Genomic DNA, 17638 nt, shown 5'->3' with positions numbered 1-17638 from the left:
CGTGGCATTGACCAAAGCGGATCTGACCGAAAGTCTTTTCGACCAGTTGGGCTTTAACAAGCGCGAGTCGAAAGAATTTGTCGATTGCTTCTTTGAAGAAGTACGTCAAACCCTTGAAGAAGGGGAATACGTCAAACTCTCCGGGTTCGGCAATTTCGAGCTGCGTGACAAGAACCAGCGTCCTGGCCGGAACCCCAAGACCGGTGAGGAAATCCCGATCTCCGCGCGGCGTGTGGTGAGTTTCAAGCCAGGCCAGAAAATGCGCGCCCGCGTCGAGTCGAGCATTGACGCAAACAGCTGAAGAACTGCCGCGGATCCCCGACAAACGCTACTTCACGATCGGTGAAGTCAGCGAGCTTTGTCGGGTCAAGCCGCATGTGCTGCGCTACTGGGAGCAGGAGTTCTCCCAGCTCAAACCGGTAAAGCGGCGCGGTAACCGTCGCTACTACCAGCAGCACGATGTCATCATTGCGCGCGATATCCGTATGTTGCTCTACGAGCAGGGTTTTACCATTCAGGGCGCGCGTCTGCAGTTGCGTGACAAGGGCCGCGTACTCGCGGCGCTTCCGGTGGCCAGCGCCGCCGATTCGCTCGCTTCGATCCGCCAGGAACTCGAAGCCATCGCCCAAAATCTGGACTGATCGCAGGCAAGTCGATCGACGTTGCGATTATCGCTCGACGTACGGCATATCTCTGATACCATACGCATCTTCTCGGGGTATGGCGCAGCTTGGTAGCGCGTCTGCATGGGGTGCAGAAGGTCGCAGGTTCAAATCCTGCTACCCCGACCAATCTTTCTCTCCGCGCATGTCGCAGCATTCGTTGCTTTCCGTTAACGATAGTGCGAATTTCCCAGCGCAGGTGAAAGGCGTAAATCACGCGCCGAGTCGCCATTTCTCATCTCTCCATTACACGAGTGGTCTATCGTGACCTCTGCCGTGGTCGGACGCTTCGCGCCGTCGCCCAGCGGCGCATTGCATATGGGATCGCTGGTAGCCGCGCTCGGCAGTTTTTTGCAGGCGCGGGCGCAAGGCGGCGCATGGTTGTTGCGTATCGACGACCTGGACACGCCGCGGGTTCAGCCGGGGGCGATCACGCGTATTATCGACGCGCTCGAATTCTTCGGTTTGCGCTGGGACGGGCCGATCGTCTATCAGGATGAGCGGCGTACGGCCTATGCCCGGGCGATTGACCATCTCAAACGCAGCGGCCGGGCGTTCGACTGCGGCTGTACGCGCCGCGAGGCCCGCTCGGGCACCGTGGGTATCGAAGGCCCGATCTACCCCGGAACCTGTCGCAACGGTTTGCCGGCCGGACGCTCGCCGCGATCTGTGCGCCTGCGCGTCGACGCTTGCCCGATTAAGGTTTGCGATGCGGTGCAGGGCGTGTATACACAACAGCTGGACCGGGACATCGGCGATTTCGTTATCCGACGTGCCGACGGGATTGTGGCGTATCAGTTGGCGACCGTAGTGGACGACGCCTACCAAGGGGTGACCGAGGTCGTGCGCGGGGCCGATCTGTTGTCGTCGACACCACGCCAGATCGCATTGCAGCAGGCGCTCGGGCTCGATACGCCGCGTTATGCGCACTTGCCGGTGATTACCGATACACATGGTGAAAAGCTCGGCAAAAGCACGGGCGCCATTGCGCTACGGCCGACGCGGCCGGCCGCCCAGTTATGCGAGTGTTTGCAATGGCTCGGGCAAGCCCCGCCCAACGCCCTCTATGACAGCGATGTGGCTCGGGTGCTGCGTTGGGCCTGCGATAACTGGGCATTGGCACAGGTGCCGCGCGTGGCTGAAATAACGCGCCACTGAGCTACCAGCGATCACGATCCCAGCGCTCGGGGTTGGCCCAGTAGCGGGAATTCAGCCAGTCGGGCGTGGTTTTGTAATCGTGAATATCGTAGCGATAGATCGCGATCGGCGTGTCAAGACCACGACTGTCCGCGCTACGCCTGAAACCCAGGCCGATAAAACGGGCGATCGTCCAGTCGGCGGACTGGGCGTCGCGGGTATCGACACAGGCGATAACGGTGTCGGCGAGTTGGTCGCGCAGCCGGCTCAACAGCTGTTGCGCGCGATCGGTGGCAAGCGTTGAGAACGCGTGAGCGAACACGATGGCAGCGTCATAGCGGGATGGAGCGGTTGGGCCCGGCGTCGACAGGGCGTCGGCGGCGCTGAGTCGTTCGGCGGTTACGGTGCCAGCTTCGGTCGCGGCGTCGGCGAGCTGGCTATGAGCAGAATCGCTGGCCTCGATCAACAGTAGGCGTTCGGGCTTACGCTCGCGCACGCGTTGCGCGATATACGCGAGTGCTATGTCGTCGGGCGTTTCCATCGCTGTCTGCACCGCCTTGCATGCGTATCGTCGGCGTAGGTCCGACGATTGCACGGATATCGAACAAAAAAAAGCCCGGCCTCCGAAGAGGCCGGGCCCGACTTCTACCAGTCGGTCTAACCGATTGTTACTGTTCGGTAACGTTCAGTTCGACGCGACGGTTCTGAGCGCGGCCAGCGGCCGTCTCGTTGGTCGCCACCGGGTTGGACTCGCCATGACCCTCGGTGCCGGTGATACGGCTCGAGCTGATGCCGTGGTCGATCAGGTACTGACGCACCGAGTCGACACGACGCTGGGACAGACCCATGTTGTACTGCTCGGTACCGATGCTATCGGTGTAGCCGTCGATACGGAACTGCACTTCCTGGCTGGCCTGCAGCGCGTCAACGACGTTGTCGAGACGGTTCTCGGCCTGCATCGTCAGCTTGGACGAATCGAACTCGAAGGTCACGCCCTTGAGTACGATCGGGGCCTGCTTCTCGATCGGGCAGCCACGGGCATCGACTTCGGTGCCACGCGGGGTGCCGGGGCACTGGTCGTTGGCATCGATGACGCCGTCGCCATCGCTATCCATCGGCTGGGCCGGAGCGGGGGCCGGAGCCGGCTCGGCGGCAGTCGGGGGCGCACCCAGCGGGATCTGCAGACCCAGCGACAGGATGTGGTCGTCGAAGCGCTGATCTTCGTAACCGGCACCATAGATGTCCGCGGAATCCACGGTGGTGTAGCGGTAACGATACTCAGCACGCACGGCCAGACCGTAGTCGTTGAGCTGGTACATATAACCCAGACCGGCATCCAGGAAGTCGGCGTCGGCATCGTCGCCAACGTCTACACCGTTGACTTCGCTGTAACCCGGATCCATCTTGCCCCAGGACGCACCCAGGATGCCGTAGACCGGCAGGGTGTCACGGGCCGGGAAGAACAGCGCGTCCAGACCAAAGCCGTACAGGTCGGCGTCGTTGGCGTCAGCGCCGTTGATCGACTGGTCGGGGTTGAAGTAGAAACCGAACAGTTCCAGGTTCAACCAGCTGTTGATCGGCTTGCCGATCGCCAGCGTCGCGCCGATGCTGTCGTCGTTATCGGTGTTCAGGTTACCGAGCGGTGCCGGGCCGCCGACGGCATCGTTATCGAAGAAGCCGTAGCTGACCATCGGCGCCACGTAGAAGCGCTTGTCCTGCGGGGCGTCCATCTGGGCCATGGCGCTCGTCGCGAAGGCGAGCCCCAGCGCGCCAGCAACACCTGCGGTAAGCGGTTGCTTGAATTTCATAGTTCAAAACTCCCTTGAACGGGTTTAGGTTTGTTGTGCGGTCCCATTCACCGAACTGGCGAACAAGCGTTCCCAAACCGGTGACGTGCAAACGGATTATGGGGGTTATCGCTGGAATTAGCAATTAATTCTCACGCTTGTACTGGCTGTGCGAAGCTGCAATGATCCGCGCCCCAAAAGCACCCTCGACCTTTAGGAATGTCAATGGATACCAACGCTGTGAATAGCCGTATGCAGGAACTGCGCGCGCGTCTGGGCGACCTCAGGGGGTATCTTTGACTACGCTGAGAAAAAAGACCGGCTAGACGAGATCGACACGGAGCTCGCGCAGGGCGATATCTGGGCGAACGATCCCGACAAGGCGCAAGCGTTCGGCCAGGAAAAAGCGCGCCTGGAAGAGGTCGTGCGGCCGATGGAAAAGTCGTTGGCCATTCTCGATGACAGCGCCGAGCTGGTGGAGCTGGCCGCGGCCGAAGACGATGAGTCGGTAATCGAGGATATCGTTGCCGAGCTGGACACGGTGGAGGCGCATCTCAAGAGCCTCGAATTTCAGCGCATGTTCTCCGGCGAAGCGGATGCCAGTAATGCCTTCGTCGATATTCAGTCCGGCTCGGGTGGCACCGAAGCCCAGGACTGGGCCGAGATGCTGCTGCGCATGTATCTGCGCTGGTGCGAGCGACGCGGCTTTGCCACCGAGGTCACCGAACTTTCGCCGGGCGAGGTCGCCGGTATTAAAAGCGCCACGGTCGCGGTGACCGGCAGCTATGCCTATGGCTGGCTGCGTACCGAAACCGGCGTACACCGCTTGGTGCGCAAGTCGCCCTTCGACTCGGGCGCGCGCCGGCATACCTCTTTTGCGGCAGTGTTCGTGTCGCCCGAGATCGACGACGAGATTTCGATCGATATCGATCCGTCGGATTTGCGCGTGGACGTATATCGGGCCAGTGGCGCGGGCGGACAGCATGTCAACCGGACCGAATCGGCGGTGCGTATCACGCATAACCCGACCGGTATCGTGGTGCAGTGCCAGAACGACCGCTCGCAGCACAAGAATCGCGCCACCGCAATGAAGCAGCTGCAATCCAAGCTCTATGAACGCGAACTGGCCGCGCGCCGGGCCGAGGCCGAAGCGACCGAGGCCGACAAGTCCGATATCGGCTGGGGCAGCCAGATTCGTTCGTACGTGCTCGATCAATCGCGTATCAAGGATCTGCGCACCGGCGTGGAAGTGGGCAATACCCAGGCGGTGCTCGACGGCGATCTGGATACATTCGTCGAGGAAAGCCTCAAGCAGGGGCTGTAAGCGCCGCGCCAGGCATTGTGTAAGTCACTCTTAAGTTATATGGACGCAAAGACATGACGGATACCGGTTCGAGCGAAACCGAAACCCACCGGCTGGTCGCGCAGCGCAAAGACAAGCTTCAGGCCTGGCGCGATCAGGGCACGGCCTTTCCCAACGACTTCCGTCCCGACGCGCTGGCCGGTGAGCTGCAGCGTGATCACGCCGACGACGACGCGGCGACGCTGGATGAACAGGCCCGCGAGGTCGCGGTGGCCGGCCGCCTGCTAGCCAAACGGGTCATGGGCAAGCTCAGTTTTGCCACGCTTCAGGACCGCTCGGGGCGTATTCAGCTGTTCGTTCAGCGCGACCTGCTGGGCGAGGACGCCTACAAGGCGTTCAAGCAGCTCGATATCGGGGATATCGTTGGTGTGCGTGGCGCGTTATCGCGTACCAACAAGGGCGAACTTTCGGTGCGCGCCACGCAATTGCGCCTGCTGACCAAGTCGCTGCGTCCGCTACCGGAAAAATGGCACGGCCTGTCGGATACGGAAGCGCGTTACCGGCAGCGCTATGTCGATCTGATCATGCATCCCGACTCGCGTGCCGTGTTCATGGCACGCAGTGCGATCGTGCGTGGCGTACGCGACTTCTTCGAGTCACGCGATTTCCTCGAAGTGGAAACGCCCATGCTGCAGGCGATTCCCGGCGGCGCGGCGGCACGTCCGTTCATTACCCACTACAACGCGCTCGATCACGATTTCTATCTGCGCGTGGCGCCCGAGCTCTATCTCAAGCGGCTCGTGGTCGGCGGTCTGGAGAAGGTGTTCGAGCTCAACCGCAATTTCCGTAACGAGGGCGTGTCCACCCGACACAACCCCGAATTCACCATGCTCGAGTTCTATCAGGCCTATGCCGACTACCATGACCTGATGGACCTGATCGAGGCGCTGCTGCGCGAGCTCAGCGCCCGCGTGGCCGAACGGCATGCCGCCGCCTGCAACGACGAGGCGGTTCGTTTCGACGGCGCGTTCGAGCGACTGTCCATGCGCGATGCCGTGCTCAAGTATAACGGCAATATAAGCGCGCAAGATGTTGATAACGTTGATTCGCTATCGACAATCGCGACTGGTTTAGGGGTGAAGGGTGAAGCCGGCTGGGGGCATGGCAAGTGGCTCACGGAGCTGTTCGAACACACGGTCGAACACCAGTTGCATGAGCCGACGTTTATCGTCGATTATCCGGCCGAGGTTTCGCCGCTGGCCCGGCGGCGTGATGACAATCCCGATGTGACTGAGCGCTTCGAGCTGTTCGTGGCCGGGCGCGAGATCGCCAACGGCTTTTCCGAGCTCAACGACGCCGAGGATCAGGCCGAGCGCTTCGCCGCCCAGGCCGATGCCAAGGCCGCCGGCGATGATGAAGCGATGTACTACGACGCCGACTACGTCAACGCGCTCGAATATGGCCTGCCGCCGACCGCGGGCGCAGGTATCGGCATTGATCGGCTGGTCATGCTGCTCACCGGCCGCAGCGCGATCCGCGACGTGCTGCTATTCCCGCAGCTGCGTCCGCAGTCGCAATAGGGGCTAGCGCCGCCGCGCCCGCGCGGCGCGGCGGTATGCGCAGCTATTCCGGTGTGGGGTAAGGCAGTTCGCCCGGTTCGAGCGTTGCCTGTGCGGTGGCTAGGCTGGCGTTGGCGGCGCTCGTCTTGAGTACGGCCAGCAATACGCCTTGCCCGCTGTGTGGACCTTCTGTGCCGTAGAGTACGGTGCCCGCCCGGGCGCCGTCGGCGTCCAGCACATCGCTGCCTGGGGCGGGGAGTTCGCCATGCCAGAACAGTCGGAACATGCGTCGCGTGAGCGTGCCGCGATAATGCAGCCGCGCGATGACTTCCTGCCCTGGATAACAGCCCTTGTCGAAATCGATCGCCTCGAGCCAATGCAGGTTGAGCATCTGTGGCACGAACAATCCCTGTGTCGCGGCCACGAGGTTGGGCAGGCCGGCATCGACTTCTTCGCGCAGCCAGCGCGGGTCGTTCGTGGCCATGGCATCAGCCGGGGCGGGATGCGCTGCAGGGGCGATTTCGAGTGCGCGCGCGCCACCGTCAACGGCGGGCGCCAATCCCAGCTGCACGACGTCATTCTGCCAGTGGGCCGCACCCGCAGCGGGCAGGTCAGCAGCATGGCGGGCACTGATGCGCAGCGTGTCGCGACAGTCGCGCAGTTCGACCGCGGCGCGCAGTACGAACATCTGCAAGCGTTTGAGCAACCCGTCGATGAGTTCTTCGGGCACAATCAGCAGATAGCCGTCGTCGGTTTCGCATACGCGTGCGATCATCTGTGCACGGCCCTTGGCATCACACCAGGCAGCCAGCAGATGTCGATCGCGGCCGAGGCGCAGTACATCGTTGGTCAACTGAGCACGCAAAAACTCGGCTGCATCAGCGCCGGTCACGGCGATGGCGCCGAGTGCCGAGAGCTGCAGCGAAGCGGAATCGGTCATGAAGTGCATCCAAGTCGTGTCTGATGCGTATTCTAGCTTCTACGTAAAGCTGCTGTTATATGCAGTTGAAGCCGTCGGTTCAGCCGATGTTCACATTGCCAGAAACCCAACACAGGTTTAGAGTATCGCCATGTCAGACGAACGTTTGTCCGCTTCGGACGAGTCCCAGGCAGGTGCCCCCGCCAACTACACCGAGCGTGAAACCGCGCCAGAGTCCGCCGATTCCAACCCGCCTGCCAAGCCGAATGCGCTTGATCTGCCGCCCGAATACGGTGGTCGCAAGGGCCCCGAGCCCGTGCGCTACGGCGATTGGGAGAAAAACGGGCGCTGCATCGATTTCTGACCCCTTATTTCCAGTTCGTTCCATTGCCACTCGGGGACCCTCATGAGTCAACAGGCTAACCGCCCGCTATCGCCGCATATCCAGATATACCGCTGGCAGATCGCCATGGCGACATCGATCGCCCATCGCGCCTCCGGCATTCTGCTGTCGCTGGGTAGTGTCTTTCTGGCGATCTGGCTGATTGCGGCGGCCAGCGGGCCCGATGCCTTTGCCAGCGTCAACGGTTTTGCCGGCTCTTGGTTCGGCCAGCTGCTGATGTTCGGTTGGTCGTTCGCGCTGTTCTATCACCTGTGCAACGGCATCCGTCATCTGATTTGGGATGTCGGCATCGGCCTGGATCTGGAGACCGCCCGCGTGACCGGCTATGCGGCCTTCGGCGTGGCGGCAGCGCTGACCCTGTTTGTCTGGATCTGGGCGTTCATCGCCTGATCGACTCGATTTTGTGTTCCGGGAGACTTAAATGAGCAGTATTCGTTCATCGCTCGCGAGCGCGCGCGGGCTGGGCAGTGCCAAGACGGGCGTGGCCCATTGGTGGTTCCAGCGCGTGAGCGCGGTCGCACTCGTGCCGCTGACGCTGTGGTTCGTTGCCTGTCTGGCCTCGCAGCTGGGCGCCGATTACTCGAGCGTTACCGACTGGTTGTCGTCGCCGCTCCAGGCGTCGCTGCTGGCGATTTACCTCGCCGCAATCTTTTTCCATTCGCAGCTCGGTCTGCAGACGATTATTGAGGATTACGTGCATCACGATGGCGCGAAGATGGCGCTTCTCATCGGGTTGCAGCTGCTCAATATCCTGCTGGCCGTGGCCGCTATCTTTTCCGTTATCATGATTCTAGTAGGAGCCGCCTGATGAGCGAGAGCTACGACATCATCGACCACCAGCACGACGTGGTGGTGGTGGGTGCCGGTGGTTCCGGCCTGCGCGCGACGCGTGGCCTGGCAGACGCCGGCCTTTCGACTGCTTGTATTACCAAGGTCTTTCCCACCCGTAGCCACACCGTGGCTGCCCAGGGCGGTATCGCCTCCGCGCTTGGCAACATGGGTGAAGACGACTGGCGCTGGCACGCCTACGACACCATCAAGGGTGGTGACTGGCTGGGTGACCAGGACGCCATCGAATATCTCACCAAGGAAGCCATTCCGGCGATCATCGAGCTCGAGCACGACGGCGTGCCGTTCTCGCGTACCGAAGACGGCCGTATCTACCAGCGTCCGTTCGGCGGCATGACCACCCATTTCGGCGAAGGCACCGCACAGCGTACCTGTGCCGCGGCCGACCGTACCGGCCATGCGCTGCTGCATACGCTCTATCAGCAGTCGCTCAAGGCCCGGGCCGAATTCTTCATCGAATACTTCGCCATCGATCTGCTGATGACCGAAGACGGCGAATGTCGTGGTGTGCTCGCCTGGGATCTGCAGGGCGGTCAGCTGCATCGCTTCCGTGCCCACCAGGTCATTCTGGCCACTGGCGGTTATGGCCGCGCCTACTTCTCCTGCACCTCCGCGCATACCTGCACGGGCGACGGCATGGGCATGGCCCTGCGTGCCGGCCTGCCGCTGCAGGATCCGGAGTTCGTACAGTTCCACCCGACCGGTATCTACGGCGCGGGCTGTCTGATCACCGAAGGTGCACGCGGTGAGGGTGGTTACCTGACCAACTCCGAAGGCGAGCGTTTCATGGAGCGCTATGCCCCGAACGCCAAGGACCTGGCCTCGCGCGACGTGGTCAGCCGTGCGGAAACGGTCGAGATCAACGAAGGCCGCGGTGTGGGCGAGAACAAGGACCATACGCTGCTGCATCTCGAGCATCTCGGCCCGGAAGTGCTGCACGAACGCCTGCCGGGTATTACCGAAACCGCGATGATCTTCTCCGGCGTGGATGCCACCAAGGAGCCGATCCCGGTGCTGCCCACGGTGCACTACAACATGGGCGGCGTGCCCACCAATGCCTTTGGCGAAGTGGTCACGCTCAAGGACGGCGATCCGGATTCGGTCGTACCGGGCCTGATGGCGGTCGGCGAGGCCGGCTGTGTGTCGGTGCACGGTGCCAACCGTCTTGGCTCCAACTCGCTGCTTGATCTGGTCGTGTTCGGCCGTGCGGCCGCACACCGCTGCACCGAAGTCGTGCGCAAGGGCGCGCCGCACCGGGGTGATATCGATGCCTCCGAGAAGAAGGCGCTGGAGCGCTTCGACCGGCTGCGTCATGCCAAGGGCGATACGCCCACGGCCGAGCTGCGCGCCAGCCTGCAGAACTCGATGCAGAAGTACGCCGCGGTGTTTCGCAACACCGAGAGCCTGGAAACCGGCGCCAAGCAGATCAGCGAGGAAGTCGAAGCCTTCGCCAACGTCGGCGTAACCGACCGTTCCATGACCTGGAACAGCGATCTGGTGGAAACCCTGGAGCTTGAGAACCTGCTCGGCTGTGCGATCACCACGATGCACGCCGCCGCCAACCGCAAGGAAAGCCGCGGCGCGCACGCGCATGAGGAATACACCGAGCGCGACGACGAGAACTGGATGAAGCACACGCTCATCTGGCATCACGGCGGCCCGGATACGCAGATCGACTATCGGCCGGTGCACATGAACCCCATGACCGACGATATGGAACACGTGCCGCCGAAGAAGCGCACCTACTAATGCATAACATCGTCGCCGGCCCTTCGGGGTCGGCGGCCTGCCACTGAGTAATGGAGGCCTGTCATGGCTGAATTCCGACTGCCGAAGAACTCGCGTGTCGCCAAGGGCAAGAAGTTCGAGGCGCCCAAGGGTGCGAAGAACGTCAAGACGTTCCGTATTTACCGCTGGGAACCCGAATCGGGCGAGAACCCGCGCGTGGACAGTTTCGCCATCGATCTCGACAAGTGCGGGCCAATGGTTCTCGATGCGGTCATCAAGATCAAGAACGAGATCGACCCCACGCTGACCTTCCGGCGTTCCTGTCGTGAAGGCATTTGTGGGTCCTGCGCATTCAATATCGACGGCAAGAACACGCTTGCCTGTACGACGCGTATCACCGATATCGATGGCGACGTGCGCATCTACCCGCTGCCGCATATGCCGGTAGTGAAGGATCTCGTACCCGATCTGACCCATTTCTATGCCCAGCTCGAATCCATCGAGCCCTGGATCAAGACCGATACGCCCAAACCCACGCGTGAGCGCCTGCAAACGCCCGAGGATCGCGCCAAGCTCGACGGTTATTACGAGTGCATTCTGTGCGCCTGTTGTTCCACGGCATGCCCGAGCTACTGGTGGAACCCGGAACGTTATCTCGGTCCAGCCGTTCTGCTGCAGGCCTATCGCTGGATCGTGGATTCCCGCGACGAAGCCACCGGCGACCGCCTCGACGACCTGGAAGATCCGTTCAAGCTGTATCGGTGCCACACGATCATGAACTGCACGAACACCTGCCCGAAGGGCCTGAATCCGGCCAAGGCCATTCAGGAAACCAAGAAGCTGCTGCTCGAACGCCGCGGCTGAATGATCCGCTGGCCCGCCGTTGTCGGCGGGCCACGCCCCTCGGCCGACGCCAGTCGGCCCCTCCATCACCGAGCGAATCATGAGCGAAAAATCGCGCATACGCTGGCTGTGTCGACGAGGAATGAAGGAGCTCGATGTGCTCCTCGAACGCTTCGTGAGCCAGGAGTACGACGATCTCGACGAGCGCGAGCAGGCCGGCCTGCGTGAACTCGTGGAAATGGAAGATCCCGATCTCTATGCGCTCGTCATGGGGCGCATGCAACCCGAAACCGACGTACAGGCCGACCTTCTGGGCCGTATTCGCCAGTTCCAGCGCCCGCAGGGGACGGCTGGCTAGGGATGTCGAACCCGTTTGCCGATACGTTGCATCTGCGGGTGCGCGCATCGGCGGCGTATCGCGGCTTCAACGCTTCGCTGTATGGCGTTGCGATGATTGTCATAGCGATCCTGGCCTTGGGCCGTCCCGTGTTCGTGCTGCTTTTACCCGTTGTCGGCGTATTCGGCTGGTATGCCGATCGCGACGCCCGCCTGGCTCGGCGCGACAGTATTGTGCGTCTGCGCTGGCAGGCAGAGGGCGTATGGCGTTGGCAAACGCGTGATGGCATGTGGCACCGAGGCCAATTGGCCGGCAGTTTTACCGCGGGCAGCTGGCTGGTCGTGCTGCGTCTGCGCGCGGATCATCACCGCCTGCTTACCCGCAGCTGCGTGCTATTTCGCGATGCCTTGCCGGGCCCGACTCACCGCCGGCTGCGAGCACGGTTGACCATCGCACCCACCCCGGGCCTGGCCGATCGTTCGTGAACCGCTCGCTCGTCGTTTTTGTCGCTGCGCTGGCCATCGGCACGATACTCATTGTCTCGATCCTGTGGCCGACTGTAGCCAGGGCGCAGTCCATCGAATGGGATGCCTGCCCGACGCGGTTGGCAACGCCTAGTGCGGCCCAGACCGACTGCGGTTGGCTCGATACCGGTGAGCGCCTGCAGGGCCAGCCCGTACGCCTGCGGTTCGCGATCCTACGGGCACGCCCCGATCGAAAGGATGCGTATCCAGTCGTTTATGTGCCGGGCGGGCCGGGCGAGAGTGCCGGTCTGGATGCGCCCGCCCTGACGCGGTGGCAGCGCTGGCAGCAACAGGCCGGCTGGCCGCGCGATATCGTGCTGTTCGATCCGCGTGGCACGGGCGAGAGCCAGCCGCGCCCGCGCTGTGCGCCCGATACAAGCCTGCCGTGGCGCGCACCGGCTTCGGCGGGGTCCGATAACGCCTTTGCCCGCGAGGCGCTCATTACCCGACAGTGTCTGGCGCGGCTGGGCAAATCCGGCATGCAGGCGCTCGGTCCAGCGGCGCAATTGCGAGATATCGCGGCGTTGCTGGCGGGGTTGGGTGTGACACGGGCGAGTCTGTGGGGCGTGTCCTACGGAACGCGTATCGCCCGGCTTTTCGCGCGACGTTATCCGGCGCAGGTCGATACGCTGGTGCTCGATTCGATCGTGCCCTTCGATCAGAATGAACTGGCCGCGCTGCCGCTCCAGATCGATAGCGCGATTACCCAGCTCGATCGTACATGCCGGGCGGCCGGGGCCTGTCCGATGGCCAATCCGCGTGCCGCGGTGGGTGCACTGTTGAAGCGGTTCGACGCCCAGCCCGCAGTGGTGGCCTTGGTCGGCTACGACAACCTGCCGCTGTTGTTCGAGATCACCCCGTATCGGCTGTTGCTGATGCTGCTGTTTGCCGCCTACGACAGCGACCAGACGACGGATACGCGTATTCGTCTGGAACGTGCGTTGCGCGGGCAAACGGCTGCGCTGATGCCGCTGGCCGCACGGGTGGCCGCCCAGGCCAGCAGTCGCGGGCACAGCACGCCGGTGTTCTGGGCTACGCGCTGTGCTCTGTACGTTGACGGCCCCGAGGCCGCCAGGGCGTGGCAAAAAGCGCTTTCCCAGGCGCCGATGATCGCGCCCTATATCGAACAGGCCCCACAGGCTTCGGTGTGCGAAGACTGGCCATTGCCGCGTTATCAGGCTGACCCCCGGGCGCTGCCCGATCGGCCGATACTGGTGGTCGCGGGAACGGACGATGTCCTCACCCCGGCGCGGGCGAGCCAGGCGTTCGCCCGGGCCCGGCCGTCGGCGCGCTGGGCGCCGATTGCGGGCGCCGGGCATGCGCCTACGTTATCGCAGCCGCAAGCGCAGGGCGTGGTGGCCGAGTTTCTGCGCGAGCGCAGTCGCCAGGACTGATACCGCGCGGCGTCGTCTATAGCGGCCGGTAACTCACGCCGGGCCCGACCCCGCGCGGATGCTCGGGCGAGAGCACGGTGTGCATCGCCCGCGGCAGGGTATGCGGGAAATCGCTGATGAAGTGCAGACCCCGGCTTTCGCGCCGATCCAGGGCGCTGCGGATGATCAGCTCGGCGACCTGGGCGAGGTTGCGCAACTCCAACAGGCCGGGGGTGACCCGGAAACTGCCATAGTAATCGTGAATTTCCCGGCGCAGCAGTTCGATCCGGTGCAGGGCGCGTTCCAGGCGCTTGGTGGTACGCACGATGCCGACGTAGTCCCACATGAAACGACGCAGCTCCTGCCAGTTATGCGCGACCACGACTTCCTCGTCGGAATCGGTGACCCGTGATTCGTCCCAGGCGGGCAGGGCGACCGGTTCGCTACGCTCGTCGCGGGTTTCGATATCGGCGGCCGCGGCGCTGGCATAGACGATGCACTCCAGCAACGAATTGCTGGCCATACGATTGGCGCCGTGCAGGCCGGTAAACGCGCATTCGCCGATGGCGTAGACGCCGGGGATATCGGTCCGCCCGGCCAGATCGGTAATCACGCCACCACAGGTGTAGTGGGCGGCCGGCACCACCGGCAGCGGTTCGGCGCTCATATCCAGACCCAGTTCGAGACAACGCGCGTTGATCGCCGGGAAATGTTTTTCGATGAACGGCTTGCCCGCGTGGGTAATATCCAGCCAGACGTGGGGCTGGCCGGTGCGCTTCATCTCTGCGTCGATGGCGCGGGCCACCACGTCGCGCGGCGCAAGTTCGGCGCGTTCGTCGTGACGGGGCATGAAGCGGCTGCCATCCGCCAGACGCAACACCGCGCCTTCGCCGCGCAGCGCTTCGCTGATCAAGAACGAACGCGCCTTGGGGTGGTACAAACAGGTCGGATGGAACTGCATGAATTCCATGTTCGCCACCCGCGCGCCGGCACGCCAGGCCATGGCAATGCCATCGCCGCTGGCGGCATGCGGATTGCTGCTGTAGAGATAGACCAGATTCGCGCCGCCCGTGGCCAGTACGACCTGGTCGGCAGCGAAGGTGCGCACCGTATCGGCTTCGATATCGAGCACGTAGACGCCGCGGCAACGCCCACCGGGCTCGTCGGCATCGGCGGTCACGATCAGCTCCACCGCCATATGCTGTTCGAACACGGTGATGTGCTCGCTGGCACGGGTCAGGCCTTCCAGCGTGGTTTCCACTGCGCGGCCCGTGGCATCGTCGGCGTGGATGATACGACGGTGGCTATGCCCGCCTTCGCGGTTGAGATGATAGGCATAGCCGGATTCGGCCTCGTTTGCCTCGGCGCGCGTGAAAGGCACGCCGCGCTCGATGAGCCATTCGATGGCCTCGCGCGAGCGCGACACGGTATGGCGTACCGCGGCTTCGTCGCACAGCCCGGCACCGGCGGCCAGGGTATCGGCGACATGGGCATCCACGCTGTCCTCGGCGTCGAGCACCGCGGAGATGCCGCCTTGCGCATAGAGCGTGCTGCCCTCGGCCAGCGCGCCCTTGGAAATCACCGCGATACGCCGACCGCTGTGAGACAGGCGTAACGCCAGTGTGAGGCCGGCCGCGCCGCTGCCGACCACGACCACATCGAAGCGTTGACTGACCTGAGAATGGCTCGATTGCATGACGAAAGCACATTGCGTCGCTACACTGAGCACCTCGACGCGTGTGCGTCTCATTCGGTTGTGTAGCAAAAAGATGACGGCTGGCAGCATAGCGCAAAATCAGTGCGAACTTATTTGCGAATCCGTGGTCTACGTGGATGACGGCGTCTTGGTACGCAACAACGAAGAGGTTTATTCGCGCAACGATTGCTCTGGCTGTCCAGATGTCCGGCGCTGCAGATAGATGACTGAAGATGTCAGCGACGAGCAACTGGTAGCCCGTGCCCAGTCCGGTGACGATCGTGCTTTCGACTTGCTCATCCGCAAGTATCAGCACAAGGTCGTGAAGCTGGTGGCGCGCTACGTAAGCCCGGCGGATGCGCCGGACGTGGCACAGGAGGCCTTTATCAAGGCCTACCGAGCGCTCAACGGGTTCAAGGGCAATAGCGCGTTCTATACATGGCTCTACCGCATATCCATCAATACGGCGAAGAATTTTCTGGTGGCGCGCTCGCGGCGTCCTGCCAGCCAGGATATCGACGTCGCCGACGCGGAAGCATTCGGGCATACCGACCGGTTTTCGGAGCAGGACACGCCCGAGGCGCTGCTGGAAAGCGAAGAGATCCGCGATGCGGTGATTGGCGCCATCCGCGAATTACCCGAGGATCTTCGCACCGCGATCATGCTCCGCGAACTGGATGGCATGAGCTACGAAGAGATTGCACAATCAATGGATTGCCCGGTGGGCACGGTACGTTCGCGTATCTTTCGTGCCCGTGCGGCAATCGAGCAGAAACTGGTGTCCCTGTCGGACAAGTGAGGTCAGCATGAACGAGCAGTTTTCCGCATTTCTCGACGGCGAGGCCACACGCGACGAAACGGACGCGGTCATCAGCGCATTGCTGCGCGACGAACAACTGCGCGAAAGCTGGGGACGCCAGCACTGGTTGCGCACCACCTTGCGCGCCCACAACGGCGAAATGGCCGTACCCTTGGACTGTGGCTTTTCCGACCGGGTGATGGCGGCGATCGCCGAGGACCGCCCGGAAACCTCGGCCGCACGGCCCATCGCGGTGCCAATGCGCGTAGCCGCGCGCCGGCGCTGGCGCAGCATGGCCGGTCTGGCAGCAGTTGCCTCGGCGGCCGGCATCGTGTTGCTGGTGAGCAATCCCTTGCAGCGCGACGGTTTGCCCGGCGAAAGTCTGGCCAATGCCTCGGACGGTTCGGTGCCCACGACCACGACGGTCGCTGCGCAGGGCAATACCGCCAACGCAGGCGGTGCCAGTGCCATGGTGGCCTCGAACGAGCTGTCCAGTGACATGCTGCGTCAGGCCGGGCCCAGTCAGGCTGCAGTCCAGCGCGGGCCGGCGGATCACTGGTCGGTGTCCGACCCGGCGCTGGAAGACGAGCTCAACGGCTATCTCGTCGAGCACAATGGTCTGGCCCGCGGCTATGGCATGTCCGGCACCACGCCCGGCTTTGTGCGGGTCGCCACCTATGGGCAGGACACGCCGCAGTGACGAGAGCGCTTTCCGCGTTTCTCCTGCTGTTCGTTGTTACGGCGCTGCCCGGGGTCGCACAGGCCGCCGACGCCAAGTCACCGGCCAGCGCCGACAAGGCTTCTATCAACACGCTGCTTGCGCGTGCGTCAGAAGCCGTACGCCGCGAAACCTACCGCGGCATTCTCGTTTATCTGCGTGAAGGCCAGCTCGATACACTGCGGGTGATTCACCGCACGCAAAACGGGCTGGAACAGGAACGCCTGGTTTCGCTCACCGGCCAGCCACGCGAAGTGATTCGCAAGGGCGGGGTGGTGACCTCGATTCTGCCCAACAGCAAGGTCGTGCTCATTTCGCGGCGCAAGCATGAAGGGCTGCTGGGCAGCGTTGCCCAGTTTTCGGCCGAGCGTATGCGCGAGCATTACCGTGTGCGCGATCTGGGCCAGCGACGATTGTCCGACCGGGTGGGCCAGCTGGTGAGTATCGAGCCGCTCGATGGCTATCGCTACGGCTATCGTATGCTCATCGACGAACAAACCCGTCTGCCGCTCAAGCTCGATCTGGTCAGCGGTAGCGATGTGCTCGAACAGCTCATGTTCACCCAGATCGAATTCCCGAAAAAGATCGCCGACAGCGAATTCGAGCCCGGTTACGATATCCAGGGCTTTCGCGTAATCAAGCACGAGGCCGTTCAGGTCGAAGACAAGCCCGTGCCCGAAGACGCCTGGAAACCCACTGATCTGCCGCCGGGTTTCGAACTGGCGGAAGACGGCGTGCGGCGGGTCACCGAAACCGGTTTCGTGCGTCAGATGCTGTTTACCGACGGCGTGGCCACGGTATCGGCCTTCATCGCGCCGGCCGGCCTGCGCAAGCCGCTGGAAGGGGCCACGACCATGGGCGCGGTGAATGCCTATGGCCATGTCGTCGACGATACCCAGATTACCGTCGTGGGCGAGGTTCCGGCGTTGACGGTCAAGCAGATCGCCGAGAATCTGGTACGTGAAACCCGCTCGGCGAGCGATAACGCCTCGCCCTGACGC

At 62.9% G+C, this 17638-nt stretch carries 20 protein-coding genes and 1 tRNA gene; 17 read left to right on the top strand and 4 right to left on the bottom strand.

Going from position 1 to position 17638, the window contains the following annotated elements:
• The first annotated feature begins 1 nt into the window (after position 1).
• The 4 genes from S4A8_RS09750 to gluQRS all read left to right on the top strand — a co-directional run bounded on the left by S4A8_RS09750 (position 2) and on the right by gluQRS (position 1820).
• The gene (locus S4A8_RS09750) at positions 2–301 is read left to right on the top strand and encodes an integration host factor subunit alpha (protein WP_353178665.1); all 300 of its coding nucleotides are present in this window, start codon (positions 2–4) and stop codon (positions 299–301) included.
• Entirely contained in the window at positions 285–641 is a 357-nt protein-coding gene (locus tag S4A8_RS09745; protein WP_353178667.1) for a MerR family transcriptional regulator, read from the top strand. Before S4A8_RS09750 ends, S4A8_RS09745 begins: the two co-directional genes overlap by 17 nt.
• Positions 642–714: 73 nt before the next feature.
• Positions 715–791, top strand: a tRNA-Pro gene (locus tag S4A8_RS09740).
• Between the two features lie 135 nt (positions 792–926).
• On the top strand, positions 927–1820 hold the full coding sequence (gene gluQRS, locus S4A8_RS09735) for a tRNA glutamyl-Q(34) synthetase GluQRS (RefSeq protein WP_353219989.1): 894 nt from the start codon (positions 927–929) through the stop codon (positions 1818–1820).
• A 1-nt stretch (position 1821) separates the two neighbouring features.
• On the opposite strand, the gene S4A8_RS09730 is transcribed toward gluQRS, so the two are convergent.
• Entirely contained in the window at positions 1822–2340 is a 519-nt protein-coding gene (locus S4A8_RS09730; RefSeq protein ID WP_353219988.1) for a DUF6231 family protein, read from the bottom strand.
• Between the two features lie 127 nt (positions 2341–2467).
• On the bottom strand, positions 2468–3607 hold the full coding sequence (locus tag S4A8_RS09725; protein ID WP_353219987.1) for an OmpA family protein: 1140 nt from the start codon (positions 3605–3607) through the stop codon (positions 2468–2470).
• 204 nt (positions 3608–3811) lie between these two features.
• Between S4A8_RS09725 and prfB the strand changes: the two genes are divergently transcribed.
• Together prfB and lysS are read left to right on the top strand one after the other, a co-directional pair.
• A protein-coding gene (gene prfB, locus S4A8_RS09720) for a peptide chain release factor 2 (RefSeq protein ID WP_353219986.1) occupies positions 3812–4910 on the top strand; the annotation gives its coding sequence in 2 pieces (ribosomal slippage) (positions 3812–3883 and positions 3885–4910; 1098 coding nt in all).
• Positions 4911–4963: 53 nt separating this feature from the next.
• The gene (gene lysS / locus S4A8_RS09715; protein ID WP_353219985.1) at positions 4964–6469 is read left to right on the top strand and encodes a lysine--tRNA ligase; all 1506 of its coding nucleotides are present in this window, start codon (positions 4964–4966) and stop codon (positions 6467–6469) included.
• A gap of 43 nt (positions 6470–6512) precedes the next feature.
• Here the strand turns inward: lysS and ygfZ are convergent, their stop codons facing one another.
• Positions 6513–7388 (bottom strand): CAF17-like 4Fe-4S cluster assembly/insertion protein YgfZ, encoded by an 876-nt coding sequence (ygfZ, locus tag S4A8_RS09710; RefSeq protein ID WP_353219984.1) that lies wholly within the window; start codon positions 7386–7388, stop codon positions 6513–6515.
• 130 nt (positions 7389–7518) lie between these two features.
• Between ygfZ and S4A8_RS09705 the strand changes: the two genes are divergently transcribed.
• The 8 genes from S4A8_RS09705 (at position 7519) to S4A8_RS09670 (ending at position 13445) form a co-directional block, all read left to right on the top strand.
• Entirely contained in the window at positions 7519–7731 is a 213-nt protein-coding gene (locus S4A8_RS09705) for a DUF1674 domain-containing protein (protein WP_353219983.1), read from the top strand.
• Positions 7732–7773: 42 nt separating this feature from the next.
• Complete coding sequence (gene sdhC / locus S4A8_RS09700; RefSeq protein ID WP_353179938.1) at positions 7774–8160, top strand: succinate dehydrogenase, cytochrome b556 subunit; 387 nt, start codon at positions 7774–7776, stop codon at positions 8158–8160.
• A gap of 31 nt (positions 8161–8191) precedes the next feature.
• Positions 8192–8578: a succinate dehydrogenase, hydrophobic membrane anchor protein gene (gene sdhD / locus S4A8_RS09695; protein ID WP_353219982.1), complete on the top strand. Its 387-nt coding sequence runs from the start codon at positions 8192–8194 to the stop codon at positions 8576–8578.
• Positions 8578–10368, top strand: a complete 1791-nt coding sequence (sdhA, locus tag S4A8_RS09690; protein ID WP_353179940.1) for a succinate dehydrogenase flavoprotein subunit — start codon at positions 8578–8580, stop codon at positions 10366–10368. The genes sdhD and sdhA overlap by 1 nt, the downstream gene beginning before the upstream one ends.
• 63 nt (positions 10369–10431) lie before the next feature.
• A complete protein-coding gene (locus S4A8_RS09685; protein ID WP_353219981.1) occupies positions 10432–11211 on the top strand; it encodes a succinate dehydrogenase iron-sulfur subunit in 780 nt (259 codons plus the stop codon).
• A gap of 79 nt (positions 11212–11290) precedes the next feature.
• Positions 11291–11548 (top strand): FAD assembly factor SdhE, encoded by a 258-nt coding sequence (locus S4A8_RS09680; protein WP_353179944.1) that lies wholly within the window; start codon positions 11291–11293, stop codon positions 11546–11548.
• 2 nt (positions 11549–11550) lie between these two features.
• Complete coding sequence (locus S4A8_RS09675) at positions 11551–12012, top strand: protein YgfX (protein ID WP_353219980.1); 462 nt, start codon at positions 11551–11553, stop codon at positions 12010–12012.
• Positions 12009–13445, top strand: coding sequence for an alpha/beta fold hydrolase (locus S4A8_RS09670; protein ID WP_353219979.1), 1437 nt, complete (start codon positions 12009–12011; stop codon positions 13443–13445). Before S4A8_RS09675 ends, S4A8_RS09670 begins: the two co-directional genes overlap by 4 nt.
• Positions 13446–13461: 16 nt before the next feature.
• Here the strand turns inward: S4A8_RS09670 and nadB are convergent, their stop codons facing one another.
• Entirely contained in the window at positions 13462–15120 is a 1659-nt protein-coding gene (gene nadB, locus S4A8_RS09665; protein ID WP_353179950.1) for an L-aspartate oxidase, read from the bottom strand.
• A gap of 223 nt (positions 15121–15343) precedes the next feature.
• On the opposite strand from nadB, the gene rpoE reads away from it, so the two are divergent.
• The 3 genes from rpoE to S4A8_RS09650 are packed head-to-tail and all read left to right on the top strand — an operon-like array spanning position 15344 to position 17635.
• The gene (gene rpoE / locus S4A8_RS09660; RefSeq protein ID WP_353179952.1) at positions 15344–15919 is read left to right on the top strand and encodes an RNA polymerase sigma factor RpoE; all 576 of its coding nucleotides are present in this window, start codon (positions 15344–15346) and stop codon (positions 15917–15919) included.
• Positions 15920–15926: 7 nt separating this feature from the next.
• Positions 15927–16619 carry a sigma-E factor negative regulatory protein gene (locus S4A8_RS09655; RefSeq protein WP_353219978.1) on the top strand — a complete coding sequence of 231 codons (693 nt, stop codon included), beginning with the start codon at positions 15927–15929 and terminating at the stop codon, positions 16617–16619.
• Positions 16616–17635 (top strand): MucB/RseB C-terminal domain-containing protein, encoded by a 1020-nt coding sequence (locus tag S4A8_RS09650; protein ID WP_353219977.1) that lies wholly within the window; start codon positions 16616–16618, stop codon positions 17633–17635. Before S4A8_RS09655 ends, S4A8_RS09650 begins: the two co-directional genes overlap by 4 nt.
• Positions 17636–17638 lie beyond the last annotated feature (3 nt).

The organism is Salinisphaera sp. S4-8 (assembly GCF_040361235.1).
Classification (GTDB): Bacteria; Pseudomonadota; Gammaproteobacteria; order Nevskiales; family Salinisphaeraceae; genus Salinisphaera.
This window is presented reverse-complemented; position numbering and strand designations above follow the sequence as displayed.

Excerpts from the sequence above, each read along its gene's own strand:
- ygfZ (WP_353219984.1), bottom strand. The coding sequence starts at position 7,388 with ATGACCGATTCCGCTTCGCTGCAGCTCTCGGCACTCGGCGCCATCGCC.
- S4A8_RS09655 (WP_353219978.1), top strand. The coding sequence starts at position 15,927 with ATGAACGAGCAGTTTTCCGCATTTCTCGACGGCGAGGCCACACGCGAC.
- S4A8_RS09675 (WP_353219980.1), top strand. The coding sequence starts at position 11,551 with ATGTCGAACCCGTTTGCCGATACGTTGCATCTGCGGGTGCGCGCATCG.
- nadB (WP_353179950.1), bottom strand. The coding sequence starts at position 15,120 with ATGCAATCGAGCCATTCTCAGGTCAGTCAACGCTTCGATGTGGTCGTG.
- sdhA (WP_353179940.1), top strand. The coding sequence starts at position 8,578 with ATGAGCGAGAGCTACGACATCATCGACCACCAGCACGACGTGGTGGTG.
- S4A8_RS09680 (WP_353179944.1), top strand. The coding sequence starts at position 11,291 with ATGAGCGAAAAATCGCGCATACGCTGGCTGTGTCGACGAGGAATGAAG.
- rpoE (WP_353179952.1), top strand. The coding sequence starts at position 15,344 with ATGACTGAAGATGTCAGCGACGAGCAACTGGTAGCCCGTGCCCAGTCC.
- lysS (WP_353219985.1), top strand. The coding sequence starts at position 4,964 with ATGACGGATACCGGTTCGAGCGAAACCGAAACCCACCGGCTGGTCGCG.
- S4A8_RS09705 (WP_353219983.1), top strand. The coding sequence starts at position 7,519 with ATGTCAGACGAACGTTTGTCCGCTTCGGACGAGTCCCAGGCAGGTGCC.
- S4A8_RS09725 (WP_353219987.1), bottom strand. The coding sequence starts at position 3,607 with ATGAAATTCAAGCAACCGCTTACCGCAGGTGTTGCTGGCGCGCTGGGG.
- S4A8_RS09730 (WP_353219988.1), bottom strand. The coding sequence starts at position 2,340 with ATGGAAACGCCCGACGACATAGCACTCGCGTATATCGCGCAACGCGTG.
- sdhC (WP_353179938.1), top strand. The coding sequence starts at position 7,774 with ATGAGTCAACAGGCTAACCGCCCGCTATCGCCGCATATCCAGATATAC.
- S4A8_RS09685 (WP_353219981.1), top strand. The coding sequence starts at position 10,432 with ATGGCTGAATTCCGACTGCCGAAGAACTCGCGTGTCGCCAAGGGCAAG.
- sdhD (WP_353219982.1), top strand. The coding sequence starts at position 8,192 with ATGAGCAGTATTCGTTCATCGCTCGCGAGCGCGCGCGGGCTGGGCAGT.